We start from the raw sequence: 12385 nt of genomic DNA, 5'->3' as shown, positions 1-12385 counted from the left end.
ACCACCACGACTCATCCAGACGGCTCAGAAAGGCTCTTGCGAGGTCTCAAGGGAGTAAATCCTCCCCGTCTATCGTTTACCAACCAACTACTAGAAAACAGTTATGGCAATTTGTTTACCGCCATTGTAAGAATATTGGTGTGCATATTTCCAATTCACAATATTGTTTAGGCAATAGTTTTGAAAGTCTATAATTTCCTGTGTTGTCATATGTCGGTCAGTTTCAGCGTATATCACAGTAGCTTTAACCATTTCCCCATAGTAGGATGATTCATAGGTTTCATGGTAGGTCTTTGATACTGTAATTCCTTTACTTTCAATGTACGATACCATTTGCTTAGTAGCCTTCTCGAAAGGGTCAATAGGTGCTATTGGAGTGACCGCGTTTCCAGAAGGCACGCGTTTAACTTGCCCGTATCCAGTCCCTTGACCACCGTATTCTGTACCGATGTGTTTACCTTGGTCTGTCGATACGTTAGACGTGTTCAGTTGTTGCTTTGTATTGTCAGTTCGATTACACGCTCCGAGTAATGCTATGACCATCATTAATCCAATTAGACTCTTCATGTTCAACCTCCTTTGAATCAAATAGGGTTCGTTCCTGTGAGGTCTCAAGAGAAGGCTCATTGCCTCCTCGTTTATATCTTCTCAATCTTGATGCAAGATGTCCCAGAATGACCCGTACAACCTACGCATTCCCACACCACATTTTCCGCCTTGTATTCATCCACTTTGCCACCGTGACTGGCTACTATTTCACGCACCCTTTCCATGTACCATTTGTGCGGTACATAATCCATAATTATTTCAAACTTTATCCATCCGTCTTCAAAACGTGTGTTGCTTGGAGCGGGTATAGTTGCTCTTATCTCGTCCATGATAGCTTTCATTTCCTGTGCAGAGAATTGTTTCTTCTTCACTTGTCCGTAACCCGCCCCTTGACCTCCGTATTCAGTCCCAATGTGTTTACCTTGGTCTGTTTTCGTTTGGTCAGAAACGTTTGTCGTGTTGGTTTGTGTCGGCGGTGGTGGATTGTTGATGCTTTGTTGCGTCTTGTCTTGTTGTGTCTGTGTACATGCTCCGAGTAATATCAGAGTCATTGTTAACCCGATTAGGTTTTTCATGATTAACCTCTCCTCATTGAACCTTATCCGCATATTTCAATGGGTCATTGTTAAGGTTGAATCCAACACGAAACCACCCTTTACCGTCCGATTGTGTTGATGCCTCTGTCCACTTGATTTTTGAGTCAAACTTCTTTTCAATGAACTTTTTAATCCTTTCTTGCTCTTTAATCGTATAAGGTCTGTGTCCGCGAATACCTAACATATAAATGGTATCACCTGTGTATTTGAAGACACCATCCACCCAAGAACCCTCGGCGGTATAACCACCCGAGATTGACATATAAGCCATAGTGTAATTACCCGTGTAGTTCGGAATCAACGGCTCAACGGGAATTTTGTGTTTCACCAAGAAAGCGTAATAATCCTCACGCATTTGTTCATATGTCCGTGTGTTCACATTTTGTTGAACCTCTTGACCGTTACTCGTTTTGATTTCCTCTGCAAAGACTCCGTTGACAGTCGCAAACAAAGATGTTGCTACCAATAAAGAACCGACTACTTTTTTCATATTCGACCTCCGTTATTTCAATTGGGGTTCGTTCCCTCTCTTATCTTTTGAAATGAGGTGACCAATGATTCACGAACGAAAAGTTAAATCGCCTACAATCGCTCTCAGCAACAAGCACCAGAACAAAAAGAGCATAAAAAAAGGTTGCCGAGTATCACCCCGACAAACCAACTAATATGTCCCTTTAACCAAAAAGCGTTCCTACATACTACATAAACGCACACGATAGGTGAAAAAGACCAACTTATTTATCGGAGATATACCCCAATTAGGAATAAAAAGTAAAAGATTGAACTAAAAATTGCAACTACTATCAAAACATTTCTTTTAGCTTTAGAAATTTCCTCAAATTGAAAAAAGTATCATAAATCAAGAACAAACATACCATTTCAACTAAACCAGCCATTATTGCTCTAAAAATATCTGTGGCATCTAATAAACTGAAAGGTTTGTTGAAATTCTCTCGTAGGTAAATGCTCGTCAAACCGAATAATCCAAACAAGATGAATAAGTACAAAAAGGCTTTAATGCTTTTCATTTTTTCTCCCTTTTCCATTATTAGAAAAAGCGTTCCTGCTTATTGCAGAAACGCATCTTGTTAGCTGAACATAATACTATTCTTATCAAAATATTTCTTAATGTCCTCGGTAAATCCATTATCCTCAATCCATTCATAGACTTCATCCTCTAATTTTTCCATTTCTTCAATTTCTGTCTCTAGTTCTGAAGGAAGGTGCAATTCCCCAACCTGTGCGATTGAACGAAAGAGGTTGTGTCTCTTCTCCATTGCTTCTTTTCTCTCTTCATCAGATTCCCGCTCCATAAATTCACCATGTAAACGGCTTAAATGATGTGACCCCTTGTGCAGGAAATACATCGCAATAAACAATCTGCGTTTTTCTTCTTCTGTCATTTGATTAAATTTCAAGAAAATCACCTCAGTTTCTATATTACCAAACACTCTATGATTTAAGTCCTTTTGTACTAATCCTTACTTTAAGCTGCGGGGCAGAAAAATGGATGTTTTACTCTTATTAAAATCACAGTTTTATTAGTTCATGATTTTTTTCATGAACCTTATCACTTTTCACACTATTTTCGCCATTTAATAGAATTTCTGAGCATCCCACATTATTTTGGTCTGCCTTAATTCGTCCAATCTTAATCACAGGAAAATTATACCACAGTAAATTATTAGATATAGATATATAGTTTGTGTTTATCACTCCTCATTGGATTGAATTAGTCTATTATGCATATTTCTGGTTTAATCCAAAGGAATCAGTATGTTATAATAATTCGGAATATTAGACCAAGGAGTGGAATAAATGGAAATTATTATTAATGAGAGCAACAGAGAAACTTGGAAAGGTACACTTAAAACAGATATTCTCGAAATTGGCGATAAGTTAATTAAAAAAAAAGGTATTCATAATTCGATTATCTATAGTCTTATTAAAGAGGATGTCATTTCATTTTTCCAAGTAATTAACAATCATGTAAGGTCATTCCAAGTAAATTATAAATTATTCAGAGAATACTCACTATGGCACTTATCCGAAGCATTTGTTGCAAAGAGTACTAGATTGCGTAAAAAAATGTTTGAAAGTGATGATTACGTTACCGCAATCCCCCACAAAACTGGGGTTTACGTTATCTATGATAAAAATGATACAATTGTTTATGTAGGACACGCTCATGATTTAAAAGACCGTTTGGATAAATATGCTCACACCTATACCGATTATTGTTATAGAATTCAAGTTTACTTTTATGAAAATGACTATGAAAGTGAACATATTGCAGAGACTTGTTTCATTAATGCTCTATTTCCTTACTTCAATGTCCAAAAGGTTTATTATGATAAAAGTTCACTTACTAAAATACCTATGAAATTTACAACTCTTAGTTCTCTTGAAGAGGATGCTAAAGAATTAAGGGTTACACCATGGGATTTATTATTACATGATAGGTGGAGAATGATAAACGAAGATGATAGTTACGATGGCGTATATATCGTCTCATGGATTAGAGACAAAAAAGATGATTGGATTAAGGAAATAGCAGAGAAATTTGATACAACTAGTGAAAATATTCTACTACATGCAAGAACTTTCGTTAGAAATGTTAACAAAATTGAAGATGAAGAAAATCATATTAATGATGATTGGTATGATGAGAATCCTCTTGCAGCATACAATATTCAAGAAAAGTTTTGGGATTAAAGGTTGGAAACTAAATTTTCATCTTAACCAAACAAAAATTCCCATTTATTCAAAGGAATAGACTAACTCAAACTACAGTTAAAAAGCAAGGATATAAGCCACGAATTTGATTGTGGCTTATTTCCTTATCTAGATTGATAAACTAAGTAGTTTTACTTACGTAACCTCTCTAATTCTTTAATCAGCCTATCTACACCTTCTATGTATATATGGTCTTCTTTACTATTCAGTGTAAAAGGGAGACATCCTTTCTTAAAGAACTTGTAACCCCAATAAGACTTTTCAGATAGCAGGTATGGTTCAGAACCGTACTGACCTCGAGTAATTCGGTTCCAATCTCTGTAACGATTCTTAATTGGATTCACCCTTTGTATTAACGTATATTCAAGCAAACGATGTTCATTAGTCGGGTATATCGAAATACTATGAACTAAAGGTTTAAGATAATTGTAATGTTTTGGCAAACGGTCACCAAAAATACTGGCATATCCAACATAAATCGGATTATCTTCTATATCCCAAAGAATATATACCCCGCCAAATTTTGAAACTCGTTTCAATTGGTCAAAGTCAGATATTTTCAAGACGATATTACCCCCTTCCTGTATATATTTATTGAATAAGAGCAGCTTGAACTCGGGCAATATGTATTTATCAGGTTCATTATTAAAAAGGAGAGCCTCAATTTAGAGACACTCCTCATTCTTCTGATACTCCGATTCCGTCGCTTTTAAACTTACTTCTATCAGTTTTGTAATGATATTCTGCGAGCGGTAATGCCCATTCAGCTGTTTGTTCTTTATGAACCCATCTTGTACAATAGTTCTTTGTAGTCGAATCATTAATATGAAAGTGTACAAAGTATAGGATTTCCGCCTTATACAACGCCTTTAAGTATTCAACAACTGACTTTCTGTTTATCCCCGTATTTTTTACAATTGTATCAATTGCAGTGTATGATATTGGAGCGTTGCTAACAGTGTAGAATATATTACAAATCATGTTGAGGTAGGTCGCAAATATCTTAGGCTTATAGTCGCTTTTCATTGAAACTATCTTTTGAATATCTTTGTAAAAGACTTTTGCAAATCCCTCTTTGCCAAAACCCGATTCTTCTTCTAAGGTTGTTAGTTTGATAAAGTAGTTGTTAGCAAGTTTTAAATCTTTTACTTTACATTCCATTCTTATATCTTCGTAAATCTCGATATGTCCTATCTCTTGCAATCTGAGTAGTGATTCTTTAGTTCTTGACTTTGTTGAACTCTGTTCCGTACTCATGCCAATGAATCTCATCATATGAGTAACTCCAGTATAAGCTACTCCTTGAAAGTTATTTGCCAATGATTTAATAATTGCTAAATGATAAACGTCTAATTCACCATATTTTCCTAAATACTTGGTTTCAATTAATGACCTAGAAATCATGATAAACGATTCTGACCTTTCTAGTTCTGTAGTTGATTTTGTTTCGGTACTCACACTTTTCGTTCTCCTTGTTATCGTATTTTAATTGTTCCTATTCAAAGATAAGAAAGATTTATCTTGAGAGGGGAAGCAGGAAGCATTTGCGACCGCCCCCCTCTACATATCTATCTATTTTAATTATCTTCTATCTATTAATCTTCTATCTATTCCCCCTTCGAAATCGCCCGAACTCACTGAAAAACACTATTGTTATTTAAGAAAGGGGGATACCTTATTTTTCGGTGGAGTTTAAATTTACACCACCCTAATTTTAGGTGCTGTTTTACGCGAACAAACTAAACCACACCTGTATTTTAGGTGTACTAATTATTGAATAGAAACTTTAGCAACTTATCAACCGTCAATCACTTAAGTTTCACTTCGGTAAACCGCTTTCTCCCAATAGGTATTGTTAATTTCTCGAAGAAACCTTCTTCAATTCGTTTGGCATATTGTTCTAGGAGCATTGGTCCTAATGTTTTGCGTGGGACTTCTTTAATAACTTCAAATAGAATCTTTGTCCCCTTAGAAATATTACAACTTTTACACAATATCCAAGCGTTGTCCTCGACACTTGCTGTATTAGGCTTACAAACATTCTGTGAAAGCCTATGGTCTACTTCCAAATTACTTGTGTTCCCGCAGATTTGGCAGAAACGACCATTTTTTTTGAGGACTGCTTCCTTCTGCGTTTTAGTAAAGTTTCCGCCATTGACTTTACGTTTTCTTTCACGATTGTTATTACAATCCCTACAAGCACTAGTAAGTCCATCCGATTTACTACGGTCTTTAGAGAATGCTAATACGCATTTTCTTTTCTTGCATTTTGTGCAAGTTTTTTCTTTTTCCATACATCTGAGTAGTGAATAAACTCTCCCTCTCTCACTCACTCATACTATTATTACTACTCGCCCCCCGCTTTCTATAATTGGATTTGATATCGTATTGTTTTGGTTTACTTTATTTTAGCCGCTCCTTAAACAACACAAAAAAGGAGTGAAACTACATGTACCTACCCCGTTAGAAAACACACTTATCCCTGTAAATAAAGGTATAAATCATACCAACCTATGATTTAATCATAGGCATACAGAATATAGGTGTGCCTCCTAATGAGGCGGTTGCATGTAGTTTCACTCCTTACATAGTTTATTTGTTTGTTGCTTTATCTAATTATTAATATCAATTTTACTATTATACTACTATTATCCTTGCATTGCAATAGTGGTTCTAACAGAAATACGATTGCATTATATCATTCCTACTGAGATACTACCGTTTTACTCCATCTTAAGGCTACATTCCTTTGAGTCTTCGAAGGTCTTTGAGCGTGGACAGTGTATTGCCCCTAGAGAGGTTTCTATTCAACTTTCGACACTCGTATAACCCATGATATCTGAGTTTACTATTCTTCGGTTAACTTTTTATACTCTTCCATTACTAAGCCGAAAAAAATACCCGCTTTTTCAGCACTCAACTTTTTATTACCTACTTGAGATATTAATTTTAAAAGTTGCGGATTAGCCATCAGCACCCTTCTAGTCGACATTGGAATCTTTCCATAAGATGTAAAAAGGTCATATTCATCTATGCCTAGAACGATAGCAAGTTTTGCAATTATCTCATCAGAAGGATTTTGAGTTTCGCCTTTTTCAAGCTTTGCTATGTAGTTAATTGACACACCAACAAGTTTTGCAGTAATCTCTAATGTGTATTTTTTTTCTAACCGTTTTGACCTTAGTAATCTTCCTACATCACTCATTCTTTTACTCCTTACATATAACCATATCCACTATTGGCTGCGCTACTTTTAATATTAATTGATATATCTCATCGGTGCGGTTTGTTGAACATTATACTTTGGTCTCAGTTTGCGTATCAGATACGTTTCATACATATCTAAATAGGATTTCGTAATAAATCGGTTTTCACATTCAACATAAAAGAAACGAACCTTTTCTATGAAATATCCTTTCCTTTTTCCATTGAAATGTTCGTACAATCTTCTTCGAAGATTTTCTGATTGCCCAATGTACATGAGTTTTCCATCTTGATTATATATTTTGTATACCCCGCTCTTCTTTTCCACAGTTTTGTAATCTTCTATCGATACCTCCAATTCATTTTCTGGTATTTCCACCATTAAATTTGTTATCGATTGCCATTCAGTCATAATTACAGTCCCCTTACAGTTTTAATATGAATGAAACTGATTCTGGAAATTCATTTCACCTTTCAACATATTCTATTATTCTTCTCCTTTTTTCTTATCACTCTCCATTGGGTACTGATACAGAGAAAATAACCTTAATAATTTTTTTAATTTTTCTCCACTTTTTTTCATGAATCATTGCTCACAATAATCATTATACAGAAAATCCAAATTAAATCAACAGAATTTTCTAAATATTAAGCAAAAGTATTGCAATACCAACGATTTTTCTCATTTTTCAAGGTACATCCACTGCAGTACAGTCAGTGAAAAAGTATTGCAATATAATTATTTGTATAAAAAAAGATACCCCACTTGGAGTATCCTCATTTTGAATCTATAAACAACTCTATATAATCCCCTTGCACAACTTCCATATTTCCCTCTAGAGGAGAAGTGATTATGACTTTCTTTTCGACTCTTGAATATAGCACCTTATTGATTATTAGCTTCAATAATCGATTGCATTCGACTATATTTTCATTGCCATAGCATTCATTGATTCGCTTAATCAATTTTATTTTAGCTTCGTATTGATTGTTTAATGTATCCGCATTCGTTGATTGCAATTGATAGTTTAATTCGTCTATTTGAGCATTTATACGCTTTAATTCCGTTTCAGTATCGCCCTTCAACTCTTCATAGTCAACCTTAGTTAATTCCCCATCTGCACGCATAATTTTATAGCCCTTAAGTCGTTTGTTAAGCTTGTCTGTGGTCTTATTTAGTTCATATATTTGTTGTTTTAAACTCTCCTTAGACACTCCATTTAGGGTCTCCAGTGCCTTCTTCCATTCATCACGATAGAAGCCTTCTAGAAACTCAAACTCACTCATGAATTGCTCAACTAATCTATGCTCGGGACAGCCTGCATGCCTACATTTACATTCCCTTAGATATACATTTTTCTTATACCTATAGTCCGTTCTGAAGCCTAATTTCAACCCACATTGTCCGCAATAGACGAGCGAATGCAGTATGGATAACACTTTACCCTTGTTGCGGTTTCGGGTTTCATAGTCCCCCGTAAAACGTCCCTGCAATGCCAATTGAACCGCATCCCATTGTTGTTTATTGATGATTGATTCATGGGCATTCTTGCAAGTGATTGTCTCTTTAATCTTGGTTTTGGAAGCATCCATCACATTATATGCAATCGTTCCCTTGTAAACTGGATTCTTAAGTATGTTCCGTATCGTTGGCATGGTGAATGGTTTGCCCTTAGCAGTATGATAGCCAAGTCGTTTAGTGATAGCTTCGAGTCCATGACCCTCTTGAGCAAGGTTGTATATGGTTCGGACTATTTGCGCTTCTGATTCGTTGATTACTAGCTTCTTATTGGCATCCCTAACATAACCTATTGGTGGCTTGCCCTGTACCCACTCCCCCCTGCGCAAACGGTCAATCTTATTCTGTTTCATGCGCTTAGCAATCTGCTTATATTCCCCATGGGCTAATGTGGACTCAATAGCAAATTGGGTAAAGTCGTTTTCAGTGTATATTCTCTCGGGTGTAATAATTGGAATGCCAGCTTGTTCAAATCTTTTCCATAGGTGGATAGAGAATTCTAGGTCACGACTTAAACGGCTTGTGTCAATGATTACAACGGCATCGTATTGATTAAGTTCGGATAGTAACTCATTCAATTGTTCCCTAGATTCCAATTTAGCCTGTCCTGAGGCAATCTCTTCATAGGTTGCAGTGATATTGTATCCCCGCTCATTACAAAGACGTGTCAATCGTTCCCTATGGTTTTGAAGCGTATCTTGATTTTCGCCTTTATCTCGGCTTATTCTAAGTAGTAATGCTACGTCTTTTATCATGGTATGAACTCCTTTAACATATGGTACTGAGTCCATCATAGCACTTACTCAGTAAAATCGGACATACATATGAGAGAAGACAGGATTTCAATCAAAAAAAATGAGCGAACCCTTGAGTTCACTCATTTTTACCTATAATAACTTAAACCTTTTTCTATTTCATTTTGTACTTCCAGATCAGTTTCAAGCTCTTGAGCTTTTTTTAAGGCAGCAAAAGCAGTTTCACCGCCAATTTTCCCAAGGGCCCAGGCAGCTGTTCCTCTTGATACTGGGCTTCCCTCATTTTCTAATACATCCACTAATTGGGGAATTGCTGTTGTATCCTTAAAATGTGCAAGCGCGATAATCGCATTCCGTTGAATCGGCTTTTTCCCTCGCCATGATCCAGCAACGGAACCAAATTTAGATTTAAATTCCCGATTACTTAATTTTAAGATTGGCTTTAGTAACGGTTTGGCAATATCAGAATCTGCTTCAAGTTCCTCATGAAAATGAAAATTCTTCCCCTTGTTAACCGGACATGCTGTTTGGCAGGAATCACAGCCATAGACGCGGTTACCGATTTTGTCTCTAAACTCATCTGGGATAAATGTTTTTGTTTGTGTTAAGTAAGAAATACAGCGCTGTGCATTAATTTGTCCACCTTGTACAAGAGCCCCTGTTGGACAAGCATCCAAACACTTTGTGCATGACCCGCATTGATCTTCAATTGGTGTATCTGGTTCAAAAGGGATACTAGTAATCATTTCCCCCAGATAAACATATGATCCAAACTCCGGTGTAATAATGGAACAATTTTTTCCGCTCCAACCAATTCCAGCACGCTCGGCAACAGCGCGGTCTGAGAGTTCTCCAGTGTCAACCATCGATTTTATTCTAGCTTCTGGTATTCTTACTGAGATAAACTCCTCAAGTTTGTGTAGCCGGTCATTTAGAACATGATGATAGTCGAGACCCCAAGAGGCCCTGCTGAAAATCCCTCTTCTCTCACCCTTTTTACTCTCAACACGGTTATTCATTTTTGAAGGGTAAGCAATGGCAATGGAAATGATCGAACGAGGTTCCTCTAGTAATAATGAAGGGGTCACTCTTTTCTCTATATCTGGTTCTTCAAATCCTGATTGGTATTTGAGTTCCTGTTGCTTTATTAATCGGCTTTTCAATTCAGTGAACGTGTCTGCGGTTGTGAAACCAATTTTATCGATTCCAATTTCTTTACTATAGGCGATGAGTTCTTCCTTTAAGTTTAGGACATCCATTTGATCCCCTCCTTCCCTAGAAGTCATTTATTTAATAATTAGCTTGTTATATTATTAGATGCGCATCTATTTATGATAAACTATTTTCAAGAAATTTTGGAGGTGAAATGGTTGGAAATTCAACTCTCACAGGAATTATTTGAGCAAATACCTAACTTTAAACTGGGGATAATTGAATATAAAGATATTATGGTCGGGGAATCGCAGCAAATGATAAAAGGAAGACTACAGCTTTTCCAAGAATCTATTTATTTTGATTTAGAAAATAAAAATGTTACTGAACTCTCTGGCATACAGGAATGGCGTACTATTTTTAAAAAGATCGGTAAAGACCCGAACAGGTATCGACCCTCAGTAGAGGCGTTATACAGGAGAGTACAAAAACAAAATTACCTTACTTCTGTTCATAGTGCGATTGATATTAATAATTTTTTCTCTTTCCAATATCAAGTACCAATCGGAATATATGACCTAGATCTCATAAAGGGGCAGGTGAGCATTCGGTTGGGAACGGAGGGTGAGGAATATACTGGATTGAATGGGCGAATAAATTCTTTAAATCGTCTAATTGTATCTTGTGATGAACTGGGGCCATTTGGTAGTCCGTTCGTTGATTCTGATAGAACACCAGTAACTTTTGCTACTAAAAATGCCCTGCAAATTATTTATTTGAGACCTTCAACCGACGTTGAAAACGCGATGAAATTAACAGAATCTTTAATGAACATGTTTACAAAATTACATGGAGGAGAAGCTTCCTTCCGAATCCTTAGGTGTCCATAGGGCATCTTTTTCTTTGTATAGAAAAAAACGCAATGCATCGTTCTCTTATGTAACGATACACTGCGTTAGTTAATATGTATGGAGCGGGTGATGGGAATCGAACCCACTACATCAGCTTGGAAGGCTGAGGTTTTACCAGTAAACTACACCCGCATTAATAAGTGACAAATTTTTGAATAATCAACTGACCTTTTCTATATTACACACTATTTTTAGTATCGTCAAGGGAAAAACGCAAACTTTGTCGAATTTATTTCGTTACATAGAAAATGATCTAACACAGTATTTTCTATGACTAGCCATTTTCACCAGCGAGGGGCACGAATAGATTCTATTATCCTTTAACATAGCAAATAACTTAGCTGTGACTTTTTTAGTGTATTAGTGGTCAATAAAGCACTAAATTTTCGCAAAAAAAAACACTTCTCAAATTAATGAGAAATGTTCTTTTAAAACAAAATGATACCGGTGATCGGGGTCGAACCGATACTCCTCACGGAACACGATTTTGAGTCGTGCGCGTCTGCCAATTCCGCCACACCGGCGAGTATAAAATTGTTTTGATAAAGCAATGCCGAGGACCGGAATCGAACCGGTACGGTAGTCACCTACCGCAGGATTTTAAGTCCTGTGCGTCTGCCAGTTCCGCCACCCCGGCAAAATCTAATTACCTGTTTTTATCCATACCTAGCAAATGTTTTATGGAGGCGGCAACCGGATTCGAACCGGTGGTAAAGGTTTTGCAGACCTCTGCCTTACCACTTGGCTATGCCGCCATATACATTGGAGCGGAAGACGGGATTCGAACCCGCGACCCCCACCTTGGCAAGGTGATGTTCTACCACTGAACTACTTCCGCAAATTGGCTGGGCTAGCTGGATTTGAACCAACGCATGTCGCAGTCAAAGTGCGATGCCTTACCGCTTGGCTATAGCCCAATGTTATTTTAATTATTTAATAATCATATTATGGGGCGACTGATGG

The 12385-nt window shown here is 36.7% G+C and carries 13 protein-coding genes and 6 tRNA genes; 2 read left to right on the top strand and 17 right to left on the bottom strand.

What is annotated here, in order from left to right; translation table 11 throughout:
* Positions 1-90: 90 nt before the first annotated feature.
* The 4 genes from COE25_RS11405 to COE25_RS11385 form a co-directional block, all read right to left on the bottom strand.
* Positions 91-567 carry a hypothetical protein gene (locus tag COE25_RS11405; protein WP_098932746.1) on the bottom strand — a complete coding sequence of 159 codons (477 nt, stop codon included), beginning with the start codon at positions 565-567 and terminating at the stop codon, positions 91-93.
* Between the two features lie 71 nt (positions 568-638).
* Positions 639-1124, bottom strand: a complete 486-nt coding sequence (locus COE25_RS11400; RefSeq protein WP_098932745.1) for a hypothetical protein — start codon at positions 1122-1124, stop codon at positions 639-641.
* A gap of 13 nt (positions 1125-1137) precedes the next feature.
* Entirely contained in the window at positions 1138-1635 is a 498-nt protein-coding gene (locus COE25_RS11395) for a hypothetical protein (RefSeq protein WP_098932744.1), read from the bottom strand.
* A 598-nt stretch (positions 1636-2233) separates the two neighbouring features.
* Positions 2234-2563, bottom strand: coding sequence for a hypothetical protein (locus COE25_RS11385; RefSeq protein ID WP_098932742.1), 330 nt, complete (start codon positions 2561-2563; stop codon positions 2234-2236).
* A gap of 400 nt (positions 2564-2963) precedes the next feature.
* Here COE25_RS11385 and COE25_RS11380 point away from each other — a divergent pair, with 400 nt between their 5' ends.
* A complete protein-coding gene (locus COE25_RS11380; RefSeq protein ID WP_098932741.1) occupies positions 2964-3860 on the top strand; it encodes a GIY-YIG nuclease family protein in 897 nt (298 codons plus the stop codon).
* 152 nt (positions 3861-4012) lie between these two features.
* Here the strand turns inward: COE25_RS11380 and COE25_RS11375 are convergent, their stop codons facing one another.
* The 7 genes from COE25_RS11375 to queG all read right to left on the bottom strand — a co-directional run bounded on the left by COE25_RS11375 (position 4013) and on the right by queG (position 10618).
* Positions 4013-4444 (bottom strand): GIY-YIG nuclease family protein, encoded by a 432-nt coding sequence (locus COE25_RS11375; protein ID WP_098932740.1) that lies wholly within the window; start codon positions 4442-4444, stop codon positions 4013-4015.
* 115 nt (positions 4445-4559) lie between these two features.
* Complete coding sequence (locus tag COE25_RS11370) at positions 4560-5339, bottom strand: hypothetical protein (protein ID WP_098932739.1); 780 nt, start codon at positions 5337-5339, stop codon at positions 4560-4562.
* Positions 5340-5689: 350 nt separating this feature from the next.
* Positions 5690-6175, bottom strand: a complete 486-nt coding sequence (locus COE25_RS11365) for an HNH endonuclease (protein ID WP_098932738.1) — start codon at positions 6173-6175, stop codon at positions 5690-5692.
* A gap of 554 nt (positions 6176-6729) precedes the next feature.
* A complete protein-coding gene (locus tag COE25_RS11360) occupies positions 6730-7086 on the bottom strand; it encodes a helix-turn-helix domain-containing protein (RefSeq protein ID WP_098932737.1) in 357 nt (118 codons plus the stop codon).
* A 54-nt stretch (positions 7087-7140) separates the two neighbouring features.
* A complete protein-coding gene (locus COE25_RS11355) occupies positions 7141-7497 on the bottom strand; it encodes a GIY-YIG nuclease family protein (protein WP_098932736.1) in 357 nt (118 codons plus the stop codon).
* A gap of 365 nt (positions 7498-7862) precedes the next feature.
* Complete coding sequence (locus COE25_RS11350) at positions 7863-9359, bottom strand: recombinase family protein (RefSeq protein ID WP_180247488.1); 1497 nt, start codon at positions 9357-9359, stop codon at positions 7863-7865.
* Between the two features lie 128 nt (positions 9360-9487).
* Entirely contained in the window at positions 9488-10618 is a 1131-nt protein-coding gene (gene queG, locus COE25_RS11345; RefSeq protein ID WP_098932734.1) for a tRNA epoxyqueuosine(34) reductase QueG, read from the bottom strand.
* Between the two features lie 111 nt (positions 10619-10729).
* On the opposite strand from queG, the gene COE25_RS11340 reads away from it, so the two are divergent.
* A complete protein-coding gene (locus tag COE25_RS11340) occupies positions 10730-11401 on the top strand; it encodes a B3/B4 domain-containing protein (protein WP_098932733.1) in 672 nt (223 codons plus the stop codon).
* Between the two features lie 79 nt (positions 11402-11480).
* Here the strand turns inward: COE25_RS11340 and COE25_RS11335 are convergent.
* The 6 genes from COE25_RS11335 to COE25_RS11310 form a co-directional block, all read right to left on the bottom strand.
* Positions 11481-11554: transfer RNA gene (locus COE25_RS11335), tRNA-Gly, on the bottom strand.
* A 310-nt stretch (positions 11555-11864) separates the two neighbouring features.
* Positions 11865-11946 (bottom strand) — tRNA-Leu (locus tag COE25_RS11330).
* 27 nt (positions 11947-11973) lie between these two features.
* Positions 11974-12059 (bottom strand) — tRNA-Leu (locus COE25_RS11325).
* 44 nt (positions 12060-12103) lie between these two features.
* Positions 12104-12177: transfer RNA gene (locus COE25_RS11320), tRNA-Cys, on the bottom strand.
* An 8-nt stretch (positions 12178-12185) separates the two neighbouring features.
* Positions 12186-12260 (bottom strand) — tRNA-Gly (locus COE25_RS11315).
* 4 nt (positions 12261-12264) lie between these two features.
* A tRNA-Gln gene (locus COE25_RS11310) sits at positions 12265-12339 on the bottom strand.
* Positions 12340-12385 lie beyond the last annotated feature (46 nt).

This window comes from Bacillus sp. AFS031507 (assembly GCF_002584635.1).
GTDB lineage: Bacteria > Bacillota > Bacilli > Bacillales > Cytobacillaceae > Neobacillus.
The sequence above is the reverse complement of the archived record's forward strand: the minus strand, read 5'-3'. Positions and strand labels throughout refer to the sequence as shown.

Excerpts from the sequence above, each read along its gene's own strand:
- COE25_RS11350 (WP_180247488.1), bottom strand. The coding sequence starts at position 9,359 with ATGATAAAAGACGTAGCATTACTACTTAGAATAAGCCGAGATAAAGGC.
- COE25_RS11395 (WP_098932744.1), bottom strand. The coding sequence starts at position 1,635 with ATGAAAAAAGTAGTCGGTTCTTTATTGGTAGCAACATCTTTGTTTGCG.
- queG (WP_098932734.1), bottom strand. The coding sequence starts at position 10,618 with ATGGATGTCCTAAACTTAAAGGAAGAACTCATCGCCTATAGTAAAGAA.
- COE25_RS11365 (WP_098932738.1), bottom strand. The coding sequence starts at position 6,175 with ATGGAAAAAGAAAAAACTTGCACAAAATGCAAGAAAAGAAAATGCGTA.
- COE25_RS11360 (WP_098932737.1), bottom strand. The coding sequence starts at position 7,086 with ATGAGTGATGTAGGAAGATTACTAAGGTCAAAACGGTTAGAAAAAAAA.
- COE25_RS11405 (WP_098932746.1), bottom strand. The coding sequence starts at position 567 with ATGAAGAGTCTAATTGGATTAATGATGGTCATAGCATTACTCGGAGCG.
- COE25_RS11355 (WP_098932736.1), bottom strand. The coding sequence starts at position 7,497 with ATGACTGAATGGCAATCGATAACAAATTTAATGGTGGAAATACCAGAA.
- COE25_RS11400 (WP_098932745.1), bottom strand. The coding sequence starts at position 1,124 with ATGAAAAACCTAATCGGGTTAACAATGACTCTGATATTACTCGGAGCA.
- COE25_RS11380 (WP_098932741.1), top strand. The coding sequence starts at position 2,964 with ATGGAAATTATTATTAATGAGAGCAACAGAGAAACTTGGAAAGGTACA.